This is a genomic window from Finegoldia sp. BIOML-A2 (genome assembly GCF_009678315.1).
Taxonomy (GTDB): Bacteria; Bacillota; Clostridia; order Tissierellales; family Peptoniphilaceae; genus Finegoldia; species Finegoldia magna.
In genome coordinates, this window is the sequence record NZ_WKZE01000008.1 from 17,444 (window position 1) to 38,642 (window position 21,199).

Sequence of the window (21,199 nt, forward strand, 5' to 3'; positions counted from 1 at the left end):
TATGAATTACGTTGTAATACCAGCGTACAAACCAGATGAAAAACTAACAAAATTGGTGGAAAATTTAAACAAAAACCACCTCAATATAATTGTGGTTAAAGACGGTCCGTGCGAATATGATTTTTCAAAACTTAATAATATAGTTCTTCTTGAGCATCAAACAAATATGGGAAAAGGGGCTGCACTTAAAACTGCATTCAAATATTTGAAAGCACAACAAGCGTCAGGGACTGTGGTTACAAGTGATGCAGATGGACAACACTTGGTTGAAGATATTCTGAAATTAATAGATTACTCAGAAAAAAACAAGGATAAGTTGATACTGGGAGTGAGAGATTTGAAAAGAGGAATCCCCCTTAAATCTCTGCTTGGCAATACAATCACAAGATTTGTATTTTATTCTAGTTCATCCAAATACATCAAGGACACGCAAACGGGACTCAGAGCTTTTAATACATCTCAACTTGATAAAATGATAAGAATCGAAGGAGAAAGATACGAATACGAAATGAATATGCTTTACGAATTCGATTCTGAAAGCATAATGCAAGTTCCTATCGAAACTATTTATATAGAAAATAATGAAACAAGTCATTTTAATGCACTAAAAGATTCAGTCAAAATCTACAAAAGCATACTGAAATTTTCTGCGTCAAGTTATTTGAGTTTTTTGGTGGATTATTTTACTTTTTTATTGTTAGTTTACAAATTAGACATACAAAGTTTGGTGCTGTCCAATATAATAGCAAGGGCAGTGTCAAGCACGTTTAACTTTTATGTGAATAACAAATACGTATTCAAAAATAAAGATAAAATCCTAAAAAAATACATCAAATATGTGACGTTAGTAGCGTTCATACTAGCTTTGAATACTATTGTGTTGAAAATTTTGTCAGGGTTAGGAATTAAAGTTTTTGTGGCAAAAATCATAACTGAAGCTTTGATGTTCATAGTAAGCTACAACATTCAAAAAAGAATAATATTCAAATAGCACTTTTAATAGAAAAAATTATAGAATTTTTAATAGAAGTGCTTTTTTAGTGCAAATCTTTAAAATTTTGTAGATTTTTGTGCATTAGGTTTGTTGTATAATAATTTTGAAAGGAGATTATTATGAAAAAAATTGGATATTTGTTATTTGCGATTATCATTTCATTATTAATGGTAAGTTGTGCGCAAAGTGACAAATCAAGAGTGTCTGATGAACTTAACTTAAAATTAGTTAAAGCAAATCAAATCATGAAATACGATGATCATGGAGCGATGGGAGATGGAACAAGATTTATAACATTTGAATTTGATAGCAACGATACATTGAATCAGATAAAATCGGATAGTAACTGGAAGAAATTTCCATTGGATAAAACAACGAAAACTTTGATGTACGGAGATGAAAAAACATCATCTTATGTGACGGATAATAATTCCAGATCGCTTTTTCCAGAAATTTCTGAAGGTTATTATATGTTAATCGACAGACAAGAAGACAAGAGTCAAAATATATTAAATCGTCCATCTTTAAATTTTACACTTGCGGTCTACGATACAAAAACTAATACTTTGTATTTTGCAGAAATTGATACTTAAAATTGAACATATAATAAAAATAGCAAACCTACTTAGGGCTACTATAAGAGAGTGATAAAATTGATTGTACAAATAGGAATTGACAGGATTGATGAGATAGTGGAATTTGAAAATTTGTGTTTTTCACATGATGCTTGGTCAAGAGAACAAATAATTGATGCTTTAAATGACAAAAGAACTATTTACCTTTGTTATGAAGAAAATGGAAAAATAATTGGATTAATATGCCTTTACAATTGGTGTTCTGAGAAAGATTTTCTTAAAATATTTAGCATTGCAACTCATCCTGAACACAGGAATCAAGGAATAGCACATGAATTGTTAAAAGAATCAATTAAAATAGCTTCAAGCAATGAGCTCAAAAGAATAAAAGCTGAGACTAGAAAATCTAATTTTAAAATGCAAAAAGTTTTTGAAGATATGAACTTTAAAAAAACGGATATGGTTGAAAATTATTACGAAGAACCTGACGAAGATGCTTTAATTTATGAATGTCATTTATAAAGAATAAAAGATTTACATCTTTACGTGTAACTAAAAAATAGCAAACCAACTTTGGACAATCCTAACTCAAATGGTTTGCTATTTTTTTTATTTCAGTAGTTTTTCGAATGCTATTCTCTCGTCTGTTTTTCTTATATAAACTATCCCACATTTTTGAAATCCGTTTTTCTCAATAAATCTTAGCATGGATTGGTTGTCTTTGTGAGTGTCCACTCTAATTGAATCGTAGTTTAGTTCTTTTAATTTATTTTCAAAAAAATCCAACAGATTTTTGGCTACATTTTGCGATTTGTAGTCTGGATTTACTGCGATTCTATGAATTACTCCGTATTTTCCATCAGATAGCCATTTTCCATCAATGTTTTTATAATCTGCATCTCCATCCAAGACCAACACAGCCATTCCTATAACTTTTCCATCTATGTCTGCTACGTATAATCTATTTTCTTTCAAATCAGCCAAGAACACATCTTCATTGGGATAATTTTCGCTCCATTGATTTATTTTGTTTTCTTTCATATATATTTTGGCATTTTCAACAATTTCCATTATTTCTGCTATATCATTTTCTTTTGCAATTCTTTTTATCATTTGTCACCTCATTTTATATAAAATTTTAACATATTTCAAAAAGTATTTTAATATTAAAAAAATTTCGATATTTTTGTGTTAATTTTTATTGTAAATGTGTTATAATTTTATGTGGAAATCAGTTAAGGAGGCAACATATTGAAACCAAATATTTACTCTGAGATTGATAAGTTAAAATCTGTAATAGTTCACAGACCGGGAGAAGAACTAAACAATTTGACTCCTGATTTTATGGAAGAGTTATTGTTTGACGAACTTCCTTACTTGGAAAATGCTATCAAAGAACATGATTTTTTCTGTGAAACTATGCGTAATGAAGGTATTGAAGTATTATACCTAGAAGATTTGGCTGCAGAATCCATTAAACAAGATGACGTTAGAAAACAATTTATCGAAGATTTCCTTGAAGAATCGGGAAATAAATCCGCAGATGAAATCAATTTACTAAGAGATTTACTTACAAATATTTCAGATGAGAAAGAATTGATACTTAAAACTATGGCAGGAGTTAGATTAGATGAAATCGGTATTAACGACGAAAGCGGAAGACTTTTAGCTGTTAATCCAATGCCTAACTTGTATTTCACAAGAGATCCATTTTCTTTTGTAGGAAATTGTGTAAGTATCAACAGAATGTGGTCGGAAACTAGAAATAGGGAAACGCTTTATGCAAAATACATTTTCACTTATAATTCTAGATTCAATGATATTGAAAAGATCTACGATAGAACAGAAGACACTTCTATCGAAGGTGGAGATATTTTAATTTTGAACAGCGAATGTGTAGCTGTTGGTATTTCTCAAAGAACACAAAAAGAAAGTGTGGACAAATTCGCTAAGAATTTATTAGAAAAATCAGATTTTAAATTTGTTTTGTCTTTCAAAATTCCTAACAAAAGAGAATTTATGCACTTGGACACTGTGTTTACAATGATTGATAAGGGAATTTTTACGGTTCACCCACTAATCGAAGGACCTTTGTATGTTGAAAAGTTGTATCTTGAAGATAATACTTTACAAAGAGAAGTTCAAAAAGGTTCATTAGAAGAAATTTTATCTACAAATTTACACGTTGATAATGTAAAAATTATAAGATGTGGTGGAACAAACCCAATCGATCAAATGCGTGAACAATGGAATGACGGTTCAAATACTTTGGCGATTGCACCAAATACTGTTATTGTTTACGACAGAAACAATGTTACAAACAGCTTGCTACAAGAAGCTGATGTAAATATAAGAACTATTAAATCAGGCGAATTATCTAGAGGACGTGGGGGTCCAAGATGTATGAGTATGCCGTTTGAAAGGGAGATGTAATTATGTTAAAAGGAAGAGATTTTTTAACTTTAAAAGATTTCACTAAAGAAGAAATCGAACATTTACTAAATGTAAGTGCTGCATTAAAAGAAAAGAAAAGAATGGGTATTGTAGGAGAAACTTTAAAGGGCAAAAACATTGTTTTGTTATTTGAAAAAACTTCTACTAGAACAAGATGTTCATTTGAAACTGCTTGTTATGATGAAGGCGGTAATGTAACATTCTTAGGAATGAATGATAGCCAATTCGGTAAGAAAGAATCTGTAAGAGACTCTGCTTTAGTATTATCAAGATTCTACGATGGTATCGAATTTAGAGGATTTGACCATGCAACTGTAGAAGAATTAGCAAAATATTCTTCAGTTCCAGTTTGGAATGGTTTAACTGATATTTATCATCCAACACAAATCTTAGCAGACTTTTTAACTGTAAAAGAAAACATCCACAAAAACTTAGACCAAGTTAAATTCGTTTATGTTGGTGATGGTAGAAACAACATGGCAAACTCTTTAATGATTGGAGCTGCTAAATTAGGTATGGAATTTGTAAATCTTGCACCAAAAGAATTACATCCATCAAACGAAATGATGAACTCTATCCAAGAAATTGCCAAAGAATCTGGTGCTAAAATCACAGTTACAGATGATTTCAATAGCCTAAAAGGTGCAGATGTAATCTACACTGACGTTTGGGTATCAATGGGTGAAGAAGATCAATTCGAAGAAAGAATCAACTTACTTAAAGATTACCAAGTAGATATGAAGAAAATCGAAATGACTGAAAATCCTAACGTAATCTTCTTACACTGCTTACCATCTTTCCACAACTTAGAAACTAAAGTTGGTCGTGAAATCCACGAAAAATTTGGCTTGTCAGAAATGGAAGTAACTGATGAAGTATTCTACAGCAAATATTCAAAAGTATTTGATGAAGCTGAAAACAGAATGCACACTATCAAAGCAGTTATGGTAGAAACAATCGGCAATAAATAAATTTTAGATTTTTGAGAGATAGCTTTTGGGTTATCTCTCATTTTTTATTGCAAAATATTGCAAAATTCTAAAATCTTTGATAAAATATCTTGTCATCGTCAATAGTTACGATTTGTCAAAAAACGTATATTATAACGAATTTTTGATATTATATAAGTAATGATACGAATGAGAGGTGAAATATGAAAAGTTTTTACAATAGAATATTGGATTACACTACAGATCAAAAATTTATTCTGTTGACCGCTATTGCAATGTTTATGCCGTTTTATATCGGAATCGGCGTTTTGATAGTGGATATGTTTTATTTTGTGTATCAAAATAAATTCAAGGAAATTTTTGACAAGACTAATCTGTCTGTGTTTGGATTGATCTTCGCTGTTTATTCATTAGTAGTTAGCATTGTGTTCAACAATACTTATGGAATACTTGCGACAGTCGGAATGTTTGTGCTTTTCGTATTTGTGCTCTTTATCAGGAAAAATATGACAGAACAATTTATGGAAGACTGTATGATAATTATAATGTTGTTTGCATCGTTTTGTTTTTTGATAACATTGACTCAGTATTCGATAATTTTGAAGAACAATTCATTCAACTACGCTCAATTTATGAAATACATCAGTGAGAATAGAACTACTGTTGGAACATTCTTTTTCAATGCAAATTATTATGCTATGGTTTGTTCTTTGGTTGGGATAATCAGTGCGTACAAATATTTTTCGACAGAATCATTTGAAAGATTATTTTCTCTTGTGGTTGGGGTTTTAAGCGTTTTAACTTTATTAATCACAGATTCAAGAGGAGCGATGTTTGCTAGTTTCATATCGGTGTTTGCTCTTACGATTATGATGAAAAAAAGAAAGTATACTATTGCGATTATTTCTTTATTTGTACTTGCTTTTGTTGGAATTGTTGCAGCTGGAAGAATGGATTTGATTCCAAGAATAGACAAAATTGGTTTTGATATGGGACTTAGAAAATCTATTTGGATTAGTGCTATTGAAGCTTTCAAGAAGAATTTTGTAATAGGAGTTGGCCCACTAGGAATACACAATATTTACGCTACAATAAGAAATCGTGCAATTCTTCATTCGCACAATTTGTATTTGGATATTTTGGTTAATTTTGGATTGATAGGAGCAGGATTGTTGGTTCCAATTATCTGTCAATTGTTCAAAGAAATCAAAAGCTTGTATTCAAAAAAATACACTAAAATGATTGTTGCAATGATAATTATGGTTATGATTCACAGTATGGTGGATGTTACAATATTTTGGACACAAACTTCGTTCATATTTTTAACATTTGTGGTAGGAGTTGGTGAATTATCAACTGTTCCAGTTACAGAATTAAGTTTGTTTAAGAATAAGAAATCTTTTAATACAAAAATATTTACGAAAAATAAAACAAAAACTTCAAGATAGTTGGTAAAATTTGCCAACTATCTTTTTTACTTTAAAAAAAACTCAATATCAATTATAATAGTAAATAAGGAGGATTTTGAATGAGTTTTAAATTCTGTTCGTTATCTAGTGGTTCAAGTGGAAATAGCGAATATATAGAGACAGAACACTCCAAAATATTAATCGACGCAGGTTTTAGTGGTAAAACTATTGAAAACCTACTTAAATATATAAATGTAGACCCAAGTAAATTAGATGCAATCTTTGTGACTCATGAACATGCAGACCACATTAAAGGAATTGGCGTGTTGAGTAGAAGATACGATTTGCCAATTATCGCAAATACTGAAACTTGGTATGCAATGGATAACAAAATTGGAAAAATAAATGATAAAAATATTTACGTCTTCGAAAATAATAGACATATTAATTTCAAAGATTTGGATATTTTGCCTATAAAAACTAGCCATGATAGCGCAAATAGTTGTGGTTATGTGATTAGCAAGGACGACAAGAAAATTTCTTTAGTTACTGATACTGGAATTATCGAAGATAGCGTGTATGAAGAAATTAAAGATTCGAATCTTTTTTTTATTGAAGCAAATCACGATGTCGATATGCTAAAGTACGGAAGCTATCCTCCAGCGTTAAAACAAAGAATATTGTCAGATCACGGACATTTGTCCAATGATTCCTGCGCGTATTTATTGGGAGATATTTTAAGAGGTAATCATGAAGTGGTTCAATTGGCACATTTGAGTAAGGAGAACAATACCCCAAGAAAAGCGCTAAGTACTGTTGAAGATTATTTGAGGAGTTTAGGACTTGATGTTGGAGAGGCTGCGACAGTAGAAGTAGCTGAAAGATATAGCCCTAGTAACATAGTAGATTTAGAAAAAATGGAGATATATGCAAAGAACTGTACAAGAAGTTGAAAGAGCAATTATAAAAAAATATAGAAAACACATTTGGTCGAAGTTTATAAAGGCCATAAAAGAATATGATTTGATTCAAGATGGAGACAAAATAGCCGTGTGTATGAGTGGTGGCAAGGATAGTCTGCTTCTTGCAAAATTATTTCAAGAACTTCAAAAGCATGGAATGAATAATTTTGACCTTGAATTTATAGCGATGAATCCGGGATATAGCGAAGAAAACACTAGACTCGAAAAAGAAAATTTTGAGAAACTTAACATTCCTTATCACATGTATGATACTGATGTATTTAGTGTTAGCGAGAAGATTTCATCTAACAATCCATGTTATATGTGTGCGAGAATGAGAAGAGGTGCGCTTTACTCCAAAGCAAAAGAGCTTGGTTGCAATAAAATGGCGTTGGGACATCACTTTGATGATGTGATTGAAACTATTTTATTGAATGTTTTGTGTTCTGGAAATTATAAAACTATGATGCCAAAGCTTCACTCTAATAACTTTGAAGGGATTGAACTTATCAGACCAATGTATTTAATTAGAGAAGAATCTGTAAAAAGTTGGTTAAATTATTCGGGATTAAAAGCTTTAGACTGCGCTTGTTCTGTAACTAAGAAAACAGAAGGATCAATGAGGAAACAAATCAAACTTTTGATTGCAGAATTGTCGGATAGAGGATTTACTAATGTAGAAAATTCTATATTTAAATCCAGTGAAAATGTTGATGTATCCAGAATTCTTGGGTATGAATATAATGGAGAAAAGTATAACTTTTTGGATACTTACGGTGAAAATGATTTATAATTGTTAATTTATAGGAGGAAATATGGGAACAGAACCAATTAAAATTCAAGAAAATTTATATTACTTGGGTGTAAATGACAGACAAACAGAATATTTTGAAAACATGTGGCCATTGCCTTATGGAGTAGCTTACAATTCTTACTTACTTACAGGCGAAAAAACTTGCTTGATGGACACTGTAAAAGTCAGCAAAAGTGATGAATTTGTAGATAGCGTTAAAGCTATTTTAAAAGATAGAAAATTAGATTATTTGGTAATTCATCACATAGAACCAGATCATTCAGGTTCAATTCCACAAATTTTAGACCTTTATCCAGATTTAAAAATCGTAGGAAACAAGAAAACAAGATCAATGTTAAATGATTATTTTGAAATAGATTCTGATCATTTTATTGAAGTTGGAGAAGGCGACGAATTAGATTTAGGAGATAGAAAACTAACATTCTATTTAACAGCAATGGTTCACTGGCCAGAATCAATGGTTAGTTACGATGCTGAAAATAAAATTTTATTCTCACAAGATATTTTCGGTGGATTTGGAACTAATGACGGAGCAATATTTGATGACGAATTAGATTACGAAGTTAGAAGAACAGAATTCAGAAGATATTACACAAATATCGTTGGAAAGTATTCACAAATGGCTGTACGTGCTATTAATAAACTATCTTCACTTGAAATCAAAACAATTTGTCCTGTTCATGGTTGTATTTGGAGAAAACAACCTTCAAGAATTGTAGAAGATTACACTAAATGGGCAACTTATGAAGTAAATGAAGGAGTTGTAATAGCTTATGCATCAATGTATGGAAATACAGAATTGATGGCAGATCAATTAGCTAGATACTTAGCTGCTGAAGGTGTTAGAAACATCGAAGTATTTGATGTAAGTAAAACTCACGAATCATATATACTTTCTAATTGCTGGGAAAAGAAATCATTAGTATTAGGTTCTTGCACATATAACAACACTGTATATCCAGTGATGAGTAATTTGTTGAATGTATTGAAAATGCAAAAATTAAAAAATCATGTGGTTTCTGTATTTGGATCTTATGGATGGAGCGGTGGCGCTGTCAAAAATCTAAAAGAATTTGTTGAAGAAGGAAATTTTGAAACAACAGAAACAGTTGTAGAAGCTAAGGGTCGTATGAAAGATGAAGACGATCAAGGTCTAAAACAAATGGCAAAAGAAATTGCAGCGAAAATTAAATAATAAACTTTAGATCCAGTCATTAATTTGATTGGTTCTATTTTTTTAGCTTACAAAATGTGTTAAATTAATAATAATTATCAAAAAAAACCAAAAAAATGATTTTTGGTGTTATTATTGAACAAATATGGGTATAAATAGCTTAGTGGTTATTAGGATAATAGCTAATAAATAAATTTGGAGGTAATGATTATGGCTACAGATGTAGAAATTGCTCAAAAAGCGAAATTAGAAAAAATCAGTGTTATCGCTGAAAAAATGGGATTAACAGAAGAAGATTACGAACAATATGGTAGATATAAGGCAAAATTAGATTTAAATCTTTTTGAAAAAAACAAAGACAAAAAAGATGGTAAATTAATTTTGATGACAAGTATTAACCCAACTCCAACAGGAGAAGGTAAAACAACTATGAATGTTGGTTTGGCAATGGGACTTAATAAAATTGGCAAAAATGCTATCTCAGTTTTAAGAGAACCATCTTTAGGACCAAACTTTGGTATGAAAGGTGGAGCAGCTGGTGGTGGATATGCACAAGTAGTTCCGATGGATGAAATCAACATGCACTTCACAGGTGACTTCCACGCAATCACTACTGCAAACAACTTAATTTGCGCAATGATGGATAACCACATTCACCAAGGTAATGCGTTAAACATCGATCCAAAACAAATCTTAATTAAGAGATGTATGGATATGAACGAACGTGAATTGAGAGATATAGTTATTGGCGTTGGCTCAAAAGGTAACGGAGTTATGCGTCAAGATGGTTTCGAAATAACTGTTGCAAGTGAAATCATGGCTATTTTATGTCTTGCAAAAGATTTAAAAGACTTAAAAGAAAGAGTTGGAAACATTCTTATAGCTTTTGATAAAGAAGGTAAACCAGTTTACGCAAAAGACGTTAAAGCTGATGGTGCTGTAGCATTAATCATGAAAGAAGCTATCAAGCCAAACTTAGTTCAAACATTAGAACATACTCCAGCAATTATTCATGGTGGACCATTTGCCAACATTGCACACGGATGTAACTCTGTAATAGCTACAAAATTAGGATTAAAGCTTGGAGATTATGTTGTTACAGAAGCAGGTTTCGGTGCTGACTTAGGAGCCGAAAAATTCTTCGATATCAAATGTAGAAACGACTTACATCCAAATATGGTATGTATCGTAGCTACAATCAAAGCATTAAAACATCACGGGGAAGCAGAAGATTACAAAGTTGAAAATGTAGAAGCTTTAGAAAAAGGATATGCTAACCTTAAACGTCATATCGAAAACATGAAGAAATACAAAGTTCCAGTAGTAGTAGCAATCAATAGATTCGCAAATGATACTGATGCTGAAATTAAGAAATTAACTGAATTGGTTGAAGCAGACGGAACAAGAGCTATTTTCTGTGATGTATGGGCTAAAGGTGGCGAAGGTGCAAAAGAATTAGCAGAATACGTTGTTGAAAATACAAAAGAAGAAAACGAATTTGAATTCTTATATGACCTTGAATTACCAATCAAAGAAAAAATCGAAAAGATTGCAAAAGAAATCTACAGAGCTGACGGCGTAGAATTTAGTGCAAAAGCTAAGAAGAAATTAAAACAAATCAAAGAATTAGGATTAGACAATTATCCAGTATGTATGGCTAAGACTCAATACTCATTCTCTGATAATAAAAAATTAATCGGAGCTCCAACTGGATTTACAATCACAGTAAGTGATTTCAAAATCTCAAGAGGCGCTGGATTTGTTGTTGCACTATTAGGTTCTGTAATGACAATGCCAGGTTTACCAAAAGTACCTTCAGCAGAAAACTGCGATGTTTTAGATGATGGTACAGTTGTAGGATTATTCTAGAAAAAAATTAAAGCCTGAATTTGTGTAAATTTATTATGATTTATAAAAATTTTCTATAAATTCAGGCTTATTTATTATCAGAATTAATAAATTTTGTTACAAATACTAATAACTTTTATGGTACAATAGTTATGAAAAGGATTATAAGTAAAAGGAGATGCTTATGAGTACAAAAAAAACTCCTCTATATGAGGAACACAAAAAATTAGGTGGAAAAGTTGTTGACTTCGCTGGTTTTTACTTACCAGTTGATTATGAAGGATTGCAACAAGAACACGAAGCAGTAAGAAACAACGTTGGTTTATTTGATGTAAGCCACATGGGTGAATTTACTGTAAAAGGCAAAGACGCTTTAAAATTCATCAACTATGTTTGCACTAATGATTACACTAAATGTGCAGATGGACAAATCCAATATTCTTTATTATTACATGAAGATGGCGGAATGGTTGATGACTTATTAGTTTACAAAAACAACGATGAAGACTTTTTAATGGTTCCTAACGCAGCCAACACTGAAAAGGACTTTAAACATATCTCTAAATATGTAGATAAGTTCGATGTTGAACTTAAAAACATCAGCGACTCTGTTGCAGAAATCGCTATTCAAGGTCCTAAGGCTGAAGAATTATTACAAAGATTAGTTGAATTTGATCTTTCAAAAATTGAATACTATCATTTTGTAAAAGACATTAAATACAAAGAATATGATGTATTAATTTCTAGAACTGGTTATACTGGTGAAGATGGATTCGAAGTTTATGCAACTGCAGAAGCAGTTGTAGACTTATGGAATGAATTATTAGAAAAAGGAAAAGACTTAGGTGTTAAACCATGTGGTCTTGGATGTAGAGATACATTGAGATTTGAAGCAGCAATGCCTTTATATGGAAATGAACTTGCAGATGAAGTATCTCCATTAGAAGTTGGCTTGAAATTTGCAGTTAAAATGGACAAAGACGACTTCGTTGGTAAAGCTAAAACTCAAGAAAAAGTTGATGCCGGAATCGACAAGAAACTTATTGGTATCGAAATGCAAAGCAAACGTATTGCAAGACAAGGTGCTGAAGTTCAAAAAGATGGTAAAACTATCGGTAAAGTAACTACAGGATACCTTTCACCAACATTGGGCGTATGTTTAGCAAATGCATTTGTAGATAAATCAGCTGTAGCATTAGGTGATGAAGTTGATATTGTTATCAGAAATAAACCAGCTAAAGCAACAGTTGTTAAAAGAAAATTTTTGGATAGAAAATAGGGGGAAAAGAAAATGGCAGAAGTAGCAAAAGATTTATTTTACACAAAAGATCATGAATGGATTAAAGTAGACGGAGACGTTTATGAAATTGGTCTTGCAGATTATGCACAAGACAGTTTAGGAGACATCGTATACGTTGAATTACCAGATGTTGATGATGAAATTGATGCAGAAGAATCTGTAGCAAGTGTTGAATCTGTAAAAGCAGCATCAGAAGTTTACACTCCATTTGCTTGTACAATTGTAGAAGCTAATGAAGAATTAGATGATGAACCAGGTAACATCAATAAAGCTCCATACGAAAGCTGGATTGCTAAGGTTAAATTCGAAGACTTCGATGAATCTAAATTAATGACTGCTGATGAATACGAAAAATTCTTAGGAGAATTATAATGTATCCATACATCTCAATTACTGATCAAGAAATTGAGGAAATGCTAAAAACAATTGGCATTTCCTCTACTGATGAACTATATTCAGATATTCCTGAAAATGTTCAATTCAAAGGAGAACTTAACATACCAAAAGCAAAAAGTGAAGTTGAAGTTAGAAGATATTTCGACGAAATTTTTGCTAAGAACACATCTACTGATGATAAGGTTTGTTTCTTAGGTGGTGGAGCTTATGATAGATACGTTCCTTCTGTTATTCCAGCAATGGCAAGCAGAAGTGAATTCTACACTTCATATACACCATACCAACCAGAAATAAGCCAAGGTACTCTTTCCTATATTTTTGAATATCAAACAATGATGGCAAACCTTACTGGTATGCCAATATCAAACGCTTCTTTATACGATGGCGGAACAGCTATCACAGAAGCAGCTTTGATGACTATCCAAAAGTCCAAAAAATCAAAAATTCTATGCGCTGATACTGTTAGCCCTTCAGCAAAAGAAATATTGTTGACATATTGTCACGATAGAAAAGTTGAAGTAGAATTTATCCCAATGAAAGATTTACTAACAGATATGGACGAATTGGAAAAAATGATGACTGACGAAGTAGGTACAGTTATCGTTCAATCTCCAAACTATTACGGATATATCGAAGATGTTAAAAAATATGAAGAGTTAACTCACTCTATCAAGAAAAACTACTTGATAATGTCAGCAGATCCTATGAGTTTAGGTTTGTTGAAGAAACCATCTGAATATAATGTTGACGTTGTTGTAGGTGAAGCTCAACAATTCGGAGTTAACTTACAATATGGTGGACCTTATTTAGGATATATGTGTTTTACTGATGAATTTGTTAGAAAATTCCCTGGCCGTGTAGTAGGAGAAACTACTGACGAAGACGGTAAGAGATCATTCGTTTTAACACTTTCAGCAAGAGAACAACACATTAAACGTGATAGAGCAACTTCAAATATCTGTTCAAACCAAGGTGTTAACTTACTTGCAGCAAGTATTTATTTATCACTTTTAGGTAAAGCTGGTATTAAAGAAGTAGCAACTCAATCATTACAAAAAGCTCACTATCTATTTGAAGAATTGAAGAAAATAGACAAAGTTAAAGTTCTTAGTGAAAAACCATTCTTTGATGAATTCACTATCGGTTTTGACAAAGACACTGAAGAAGTTAAGAAAGCATTATTTGATAAAGGATTCTTAGCTGGAATTAGCATTAAAGAAGCTACAGATGGATGTGGCAATGGTTTAATTATTGCTGTAACAGAAAAGAGAACAAAAGAAGAAATGGACAATTTTGTAGCAGCAGTTAAGGAGGTATTATAATATGGCTTATAACAAGTTAATATTTGAATTATCACAACCAGGTAGAACTGGATATAAACTTCCTGAATTAGACGTAGAAGAAAAAGATAACTTAATTCCTGAAGAATTATTATCAAATGAAGAATTAGATTTACCAGAAGTTAGTGAAGTTGACGTAGTTCGTCACTATACTAATCTTTCAACTCTAAACTTCGGCGTAGATACAGGTATGTATCCATTAGGATCTTGTACAATGAAGTACAACCCTAAAATAAATGAAGAAATCATAGCAAACCCAAAACTTGCTCGTCTTCACCCAAAACAAGATGACTATCAAGTTCAAGGTGCATTGGAAGCAATGTATACTTTACAAAAATCACTATGCGAAATCTCTGCAATGGATTATATGACATTACAACCAGCAGCAGGTGCTCATGGTGAAATCACTGCTATTACAATCTTCAAAAAATACCACGAAGTTAATGGTAATTCTGAAAAGAATGAAATCATAGTTCCAGACTCAGCTCACGGTACTAACCCTGCAACAGCTGCAATGGCAGGCTACAAAGTAGTAGAAGTTAAATCAAACGCAAATGGTGTAGTTGACGTTGAAGACTTAAGAAAAGTTGTAAACGAAAAAACAGCTGGTTTGATGTTAACTAACCCTAACACTTTAGGTTTATTTGAAACTAAAATCAAAGAAATCGCTGAAATAGTTCACGAAGCTGGCGGATTACTATACTACGATGGAGCAAATGCTAACGCTATTTTAGGACATGCTAGACCAGGGGACATGGGATTCGATGCAATCCACTTCAATGTTCACAAAACATTCTCTACACCACACGGTGGTGGAGGTCCAGGTGCAGGTCCTGTAGGTGTTAAGAAATTCTTAAGAGATTATTTACCAAAACCAATCGTTGAAAAAGATGGAGATAAATATTTCTTAGATTACAGTATGGAACATTCTATTGGTAGAATGAAAGATTTCCAAGGTCACTTCGGAATTTTAATGAGAGCATTGACTTATATCCTAACTATGGGTAGTGACGGATTGAAATGTGCATCTACTACAGCAGTATTAAATGCAAACTATCTACAAGCTCAATTAAAAGACGATTACAACTTACCACATGACTTTATCTGTAAACATGAATTCGTATTAGGCGGATTAAAGGATGATTGCGATGGTCAAGTTAAGACATTGGATGTAGCTAAGAGACTGTTAGATATGGGATTCCATCCACCAACAGTATACTTCCCATTAATCGTTCATGAAGCATTAATGGTAGAACCTACTGAAACTGAACCAAAACAAACTCTTGACGAATTCGTAGCTGCAATGAAACAAATTGCACAAGAAGCAAGAGAAAACAAAGATATATTATTAGAAGCACCTATTTCAACTGTTGTTAGAAGACCGGATGAAACAGAAGCTGCTAAGAAGTTAATATTGACTTACAAAAAAGGAGAATAATGACTAAAGATATCATTATTATCGGCGCTGGACCTGGTGGCTATGAAACAGCCATCAGGGCATGCCAGCTCGGTTTAAATGTAACTTTAATCGAAAAAGCTGAAGTAGGTGGTACATGCTTGAACAGAGGATGTATACCTACTAAAACTTTATGGAAAATTGCTGATTTGTACAAAGAAATTAAAGAATCAGAAACTTTTGGAATTGAAGTTAATGACCATAAATTATTAGCCGATAAAATTAAACAAAGGAAAACGGAAATTATCGAAAGACTTAGAAGTGGTGTTGAATACCTTTTCAAAACTTACGATAATTTAACTTTTATTAGAGGAGAAGCTAGCTTTAAGGATAATAAAACAGTTATTGTGAAGACTTTGGAAGGAGAAACCAAAGAACTTACAGCTGATAAAATTATCATAGCTACTGGATCCAAAGACTATAAGCCAACAAATATTGAAGGTATCGACCATCCTAAAGTTTTGACATCAACTGGACTTTTGGAATTAGAAGAAATTCCAAAATCAATGGTTGTTATTGGAACTGGCGTAATAGGAATGGAATTTGCATCAATCTATTCACAATTTGGAACAGAAGTTACTGTAGTTGGTAACAAATTGTTGAAAACTGAAGATGGCGAAATCCAAAAACGTCTAAAATCAATTTTGAAAAGCGATACTTTGAAGTTTGTAACAGGAGTATATGCTAAAAAAATTGTTGAAGAAGACGGAAGACTTAAAATCATTAGTCAAAAAGTTGGCAAAGATAAATTCGAAGAAACTTATGCGGATTACGTTCTTGTAGCAAGTGGAAGAAGCAGCAATATAGATAATCTAGGAATTGAAAACACAGATATTAAAACTGAAAAAAATGCTATTGTTGTCGATGAAAATCTTCAAACAAATGTCGAAGGTATTTATTCCATTGGCGATTGTGTGTACAAGAACACTCAATTAGCTCACGTTGCAAGTAATCAAGGTAAAAATCTTGTGAGAGAATTTTCAGGAAAAGAAAAAAATATCAACATGGATATAGTTCCAGCAGTTGTATTTACTGTTCCTGAAATTGCATCTGTAGGTTTAACTGAAGAAAAAGCAAAAGAACAAAACATCGATTATGTAACAAGCAAATTTATGTATCAAGCTAACGGTAAGGCATTAAGTTTGAATGCTACAGAAGGTTTTGTAAAGATAGTTGCTACAAAGGATTTATCTAAGATTTTAGGTTGCCACATAATTGGCCACGATGCATCCACATTAATTCACTTCGCAGCAATTGCGATGAACAATAACGTTGGAGTTGAAGGTTTATCAGCAATGATTTACGCTCACCCAACTATTAGTGAAGTGTTTATGGATTCTGTCGAACAATTAGAAGGTTTATCTATCAATACGCCAAACCCTAACAAATAAATTGAATCCTCGTATTTAATTTCCGAGAGAAATTAATACGGGGATTTTTTAATGTTTACAGAAAGTCAAATATAAAGTTTGATTTTTCGTAAACTTTTACGCTGTTTTACTCACAGTTAAAACACATTTGCTTGATAAAGTATAAGTATCAAATATGGAGGTGTAGATATGGACAGAGACCCATACTCTGAATACAACGATTATATTAAAAAAAGAAGGGACGGCTTGAGCGAAAGAAAAGTCGAAAATATGATAAAAGAAGAAATAGCTAAGAATAAACCTAAAATCGGTTGGTTAAAAGCTCTCACAATATTTTTACTAATATATTCTTTGGTTATGAGCTATTTCGTAGCAAAAAATATGACTGGTATTACTGAGACTATTAACCAAAATGGTCAAGTTGAAAGTAGTACTATTTCTATAAAAAACAATAGTGTGTCTACCGAAAATGCCGTAGCCAAGAAATCTTTGGATTCTGTAGTTGGTATAACAACTGTAGGTGTTCAAGAAAATATGTTTTTCCAAGGCAGAGTTGTAGAAGGTGTTGGAAGCGGTGTTGTTGTTAGCAAAGATGGATATATTTTAACTAACGCACACGTTGTACAAGATGGTAAAGCAGAAAAAATCGAAGTCTTACTTACAAATGGCAAGAAATCATCTGCGAAATTATTGTGGTATGACACAACTTTGGATCTTGCGGTAATTAAAACTGATATGACTGGATTAAAACCAGTTGAAATGGGAGATAGCGACAAGGTTCAAATTGGAGACAAGGCGATTGCTATTGGTAATCCATTGGGATTGGATTTGCAATCAACATTGACTAGTGGATATATTTCAGGCAAAGACAGAACAATCACTTTACAAAATGGTCTACAAATGGATGGTTTGATGCAAACAGACGCTGCCATAAACTCAGGAAATAGTGGTGGTGGACTTTTCGACCAAGAAGGAAAACTAATTGGTATAAATACTGCAAAAGCTTCTGCAGAAGGAATCGGATTTACTATTCCTATTAACGTAGCCAAAACTATTGTAGACAATATAGTTTCTGGTGGTTCTTTTGAAGGAGTTAAGCTTGGAATTAGTGGAGTTGATGTAAAAACATTTCAACAAGCTACTGGTCAAAAATTATCCATAGACAAGGGAATTTATGTAGTGGAAGTTGTCAGAGGATCTTCTGCACAAAAAGCTGGAGTAACTAGAGGAGATATAATTACAAAAGTTAACGGTAAAGAAATCAATACGATGAGTTCTTTGAAGAAGGCATTGCTTGAAGTTAGACCACAACAAAAAGGCAAGATAACTGTCTATAGAGATGGCAATACGAAAGATTTGGATATTGAGTTTAGTACTTTACAACAAAAATAAGGTATCACGTTTTTTCCTTCCTTAATTTGCGTGAGATTTGAAATATATAAATTTGAAAGCGGTAGTGAGAACTATCGCTTTTAAATTAGGAAAAATAAATAAATTCTTAAAAAACGCCTAAAAAATCTAAATTTTTCGGTTTTACTATTTACACAATGAATTAATTAGTATAAAATATGGGAGTGTTGAGGAGGAGAAAGATTTGAAGCAAATTTATTCTGTAAAAATGATTTTGAAATACAAGACAGATGTGTCTATATATGAAGAAGATATTGTTCTTATAGAAATGGAAAGCATTGATGAATTAAAAGACAAATGTTTGGAATATGTAGATTTAATTCAAGAGGATTTGAACGATCATGAATTCGTAGAATTACATGAGATTGTGAATTGGAATTTGTCTAGCGAAAAATTCGACAGTTCGATGAATTTCAAGGAAGTTTATTCGGAGTTTATAGACGAAGACGAAATTGCGTAGTAAAATAGTAGGTTTTTGTTTAAAGGCTTAACTATTTTGCTTTTTTCGTGTATAATATAGTAGGACATAAGGATCTCTTATATATATATATTTATTACATAACTGTAAGGAGGTTATTATGTCAAAAAATTTATTAACTATTAAAGACTTATCCGCAAGGGTAGGAGATAAAGAAATATTAAAAAACATAAATTTAAATATAAACTATGGTGAAGTTCACGTTATTATGGGACCAAATGGTTCTGGTAAATCAACTTTAGCCAATGTTATTTTGAACAATCCACAATATGAAACTACTTCAGGTGATATTTTACTTGATGGTGAAAGTATTATGGATTTATCAACAGATAAAAGAGCCAAAAAAGGTATTTTTATGTCTTTCCAAAATCCAATGGAAGTTTCAGGCATTAGTGTAGAAAACTTCATCAGATCTGCAAAAATAGCAACAACTGATGAAAATATAGGATTCTTAGAATTCAGAGAAGAACTGGAAGATAATATGGATATACTTGAGTTTAATCATGGATATTCTTCCAGATATTTGAATGTCGGTTTTTCTGGTGGTGAAAAAAAGAAGAACGAAATCCTACAAATGTTAATGCTACAACCAAAACTAGCAATCCTTGATGAAACAGATTCTGGTCTTGATGTTGATGCTGTTAGAACTGTATCAAAAGGTGTAAAGGAATTCTTACATGACAATAATTCAGTTATTGTAATCACACATCACAAGGAAATCTTAAAAGAAATTAAGCCAGATTTCGTTCATGTAATCATGGATGGCACGATTGTAAAAGAAGGTTCTAGCGAACTTTTAGATCAAATTGAAGAAAAAGGATTCAATTGGATTAGAGAAGAGGTGAAATAATGGCACCTAAAAAGAAGACTCAAGTCGATGAAATGGATAGAGGTATCTATGACATCAAGAATAAATTTACTTTTAGAAGAAAAACTGAAGAGGGCTTGACTCCTGAAATTGTAAGACAGATTTCAGAAGAAAAAAATGAACCTCAATGGATGCTCGAAAAAAGATTGGAAGCTCTTGAAATATTCTACAATTCAGAAGATCCTGAATGGGGACCTGATTTGAGTGTAGTTGATATGAATAAGGTCACAACATACATCAGACCTGATGCTGATAGATCAAGCGACTGGAATACAGTTCCTGATGAAATCAGAGATACTTTCGATAAGTTAGGTATTCAAGAAGCTGAAAAAGAAATGATGCTTAGCGGTGTTGGTGCACAATACGATAGTGAGGTTGTGTATCACAACATTCAACAATCTTTGGTAGACCAAGGGGTTATTTATACAGATTTTGATACAGCTCTTAAAGAACACGAAGATATTGTAAAACAATACTTTGCAAAATCAATCACACCAAGATTACACAAATACGCAGCTCTTCACTATGCAGTGTGGTCAGGTGGATCATTTGTGTATGTTCCAAAAGGAGTAGATGTTAAAATCCCGCTTCAAAGTTATTTCAGATTGAATGCTCCAGGAGCGGGTCAATTCGAACATACAATGATTATCGTAGAAGATGACAGTTATTGTCACTTCATTGAAGGTTGCTCAGCTCCAAAATATAACGCACTAAATGTACATGCTGGTGCAGTTGAAATTTTTGTTGGAGAAAATGCTACTCTTAGATTTTCAACAATCGAAAACTGGTCACGAAATATGTACAACTTAAACTCAAAAAGAGCAATCATTGAAAAAAATGGTAAGGTTGAATGGGTTTCTGGTTCATTTGGATCAGCGGTTTCCATGCTTTATCCTTCAAGTGTCTTAAAGGGAGAAGGTGCAAGCAGTGAGTACACTGGTATTTCATTTGCAGGACGTGACCAAAACTTAGACACAGGTGCTGTTATGATTCACGCAGCCCCTCACACAACAAGCTATGTAAACAGCAAGTCTATCTCTAAATCAGGTGGAATCAGTGTTTACAGAGGTTTAGTAGACATAAAAGAAAATGCTTACGATTCAAAATCATCAGTAAGTTGTGAATCGTTAATGTTAGATAATGAAAGTAGATCAGATACAATTCCAGTTGTAAAAATAGGAAATAAACATGTCGATTTGGGACATGAAGCATCTATCGGTAGGATAGATGATCAAGTTATTTTCTACTTGATGACAAGAGGTATTCCAGAAGAAGAAGCAAAATCAATGGTAGTTCGTGGATTTGCGGAACCAATAGCTAAGGAATTACCTATGGAATATGCGGTTGAGATGAATAATTTAATTAATCTTGAATTAGAAGGAAGCATAGGATAGGAGTTGT

General features: G+C 32.3%; 20 protein-coding genes. 19 read left to right on the top strand and 1 reads right to left on the bottom strand.

Translation table 11 applies throughout. The features are described from left to right. Nucleotide 1 precedes the first annotated feature (1 nt). From GKF99_RS06930 to rimI, 3 genes are all read left to right on the top strand, one after another. Nucleotides 2-991 carry a bifunctional glycosyltransferase family 2/GtrA family protein gene (locus GKF99_RS06930; protein ID WP_154272981.1) on the top strand — a complete coding sequence of 330 codons (990 nt, stop codon included), beginning with the start codon at nt 2-4 and terminating at the stop codon, nt 989-991. Nucleotides 992-1,113: 122 nt separating this feature from the next. After that, nucleotides 1,114-1,587 (top strand): hypothetical protein, encoded by a 474-nt coding sequence (locus GKF99_RS06935; RefSeq protein ID WP_154272982.1) that lies wholly within the window; start codon nt 1,114-1,116, stop codon nt 1,585-1,587. 60 nt (nt 1,588-1,647) lie between these two features. Then, complete coding sequence (gene rimI / locus GKF99_RS06940) at nt 1,648-2,091, top strand: ribosomal protein S18-alanine N-acetyltransferase (RefSeq protein WP_154272983.1); 444 nt, start codon at nt 1,648-1,650, stop codon at nt 2,089-2,091. An 87-nt stretch (nt 2,092-2,178) separates the two neighbouring features. Here the strand turns inward: rimI and GKF99_RS06945 are convergent, their stop codons facing one another. Beyond that, nucleotides 2,179-2,682: a GNAT family N-acetyltransferase gene (locus GKF99_RS06945; RefSeq protein ID WP_154272984.1), complete on the bottom strand. Its 504-nt coding sequence runs from the start codon at nt 2,680-2,682 to the stop codon at nt 2,179-2,181. A 138-nt stretch (nt 2,683-2,820) separates the two neighbouring features. Here GKF99_RS06945 and GKF99_RS06950 point away from each other — a divergent pair, with 138 nt between their 5' ends. From GKF99_RS06950 to sufB, 16 genes are all read left to right on the top strand, one after another. After that, nucleotides 2,821-4,002, top strand: coding sequence for an arginine deiminase (locus GKF99_RS06950; RefSeq protein ID WP_154272985.1), 1,182 nt, complete (start codon nt 2,821-2,823; stop codon nt 4,000-4,002). 2 nt (nt 4,003-4,004) lie between these two features. Further along, entirely contained in the window at nt 4,005-4,994 is a 990-nt protein-coding gene (gene argF, locus GKF99_RS06955; RefSeq protein ID WP_094223285.1) for an ornithine carbamoyltransferase, read from the top strand. Between the two features lie 182 nt (nt 4,995-5,176). Continuing rightward, nucleotides 5,177-6,421: an O-antigen ligase family protein gene (locus GKF99_RS06960; protein WP_154272986.1), complete on the top strand. Its 1,245-nt coding sequence runs from the start codon at nt 5,177-5,179 to the stop codon at nt 6,419-6,421. Between the two features lie 80 nt (nt 6,422-6,501). Beyond that, on the top strand, nt 6,502-7,335 hold the full coding sequence (locus tag GKF99_RS06965; RefSeq protein WP_154272987.1) for an MBL fold metallo-hydrolase: 834 nt from the start codon (nt 6,502-6,504) through the stop codon (nt 7,333-7,335). Further along, entirely contained in the window at nt 7,310-8,137 is an 828-nt protein-coding gene (locus tag GKF99_RS06970) for an ATP-binding protein (RefSeq protein WP_094203397.1), read from the top strand. The genes GKF99_RS06965 and GKF99_RS06970 overlap by 26 nt, the downstream gene beginning before the upstream one ends. 22 nt (nt 8,138-8,159) lie before the next feature. Continuing rightward, on the top strand, nt 8,160-9,353 hold the full coding sequence (locus GKF99_RS06975; protein WP_154272988.1) for an FprA family A-type flavoprotein: 1,194 nt from the start codon (nt 8,160-8,162) through the stop codon (nt 9,351-9,353). A gap of 183 nt (nt 9,354-9,536) precedes the next feature. Further along, nucleotides 9,537-11,201 (top strand): formate--tetrahydrofolate ligase, encoded by a 1,665-nt coding sequence (locus tag GKF99_RS06980; protein WP_277752387.1) that lies wholly within the window; start codon nt 9,537-9,539, stop codon nt 11,199-11,201. A gap of 157 nt (nt 11,202-11,358) precedes the next feature. Further along, nucleotides 11,359-12,459 (top strand): glycine cleavage system aminomethyltransferase GcvT, encoded by a 1,101-nt coding sequence (gene gcvT, locus GKF99_RS06985; protein WP_154272990.1) that lies wholly within the window; start codon nt 11,359-11,361, stop codon nt 12,457-12,459. A gap of 12 nt (nt 12,460-12,471) precedes the next feature. Continuing rightward, nucleotides 12,472-12,852, top strand: coding sequence for a glycine cleavage system protein GcvH (gene gcvH / locus GKF99_RS06990; protein ID WP_094224483.1), 381 nt, complete (start codon nt 12,472-12,474; stop codon nt 12,850-12,852). After that, complete coding sequence (gcvPA, locus tag GKF99_RS06995; RefSeq protein ID WP_154272991.1) at nt 12,852-14,198, top strand: aminomethyl-transferring glycine dehydrogenase subunit GcvPA; 1,347 nt, start codon at nt 12,852-12,854, stop codon at nt 14,196-14,198. The genes gcvH and gcvPA overlap by 1 nt, the downstream gene beginning before the upstream one ends. Before the next feature lies 1 nt (nt 14,199). Then, nucleotides 14,200-15,654, top strand: a complete 1,455-nt coding sequence (gene gcvPB, locus GKF99_RS07000) for an aminomethyl-transferring glycine dehydrogenase subunit GcvPB (protein WP_154272992.1) — start codon at nt 14,200-14,202, stop codon at nt 15,652-15,654. Further along, entirely contained in the window at nt 15,654-17,063 is a 1,410-nt protein-coding gene (gene lpdA, locus GKF99_RS07005) for a dihydrolipoyl dehydrogenase (RefSeq protein WP_154272993.1), read from the top strand. Before gcvPB ends, lpdA begins: the two co-directional genes overlap by 1 nt. Nucleotides 17,064-17,231: 168 nt before the next feature. Beyond that, complete coding sequence (locus GKF99_RS07010) at nt 17,232-18,434, top strand: trypsin-like peptidase domain-containing protein (protein WP_094208398.1); 1,203 nt, start codon at nt 17,232-17,234, stop codon at nt 18,432-18,434. 202 nt (nt 18,435-18,636) lie between these two features. After that, nucleotides 18,637-18,912 carry a hypothetical protein gene (locus GKF99_RS07015; RefSeq protein WP_154272994.1) on the top strand — a complete coding sequence of 92 codons (276 nt, stop codon included), beginning with the start codon at nt 18,637-18,639 and terminating at the stop codon, nt 18,910-18,912. Nucleotides 18,913-19,030: 118 nt separating this feature from the next. Further along, nucleotides 19,031-19,780 (top strand): Fe-S cluster assembly ATPase SufC, encoded by a 750-nt coding sequence (sufC, locus tag GKF99_RS07020; protein WP_154272995.1) that lies wholly within the window; start codon nt 19,031-19,033, stop codon nt 19,778-19,780. After that, on the top strand, nt 19,780-21,192 hold the full coding sequence (sufB, locus tag GKF99_RS07025) for a Fe-S cluster assembly protein SufB (protein WP_094206918.1): 1,413 nt from the start codon (nt 19,780-19,782) through the stop codon (nt 21,190-21,192). The genes sufC and sufB overlap by 1 nt, the downstream gene beginning before the upstream one ends. Nucleotides 21,193-21,199: the final 7 nt, after the last annotated feature.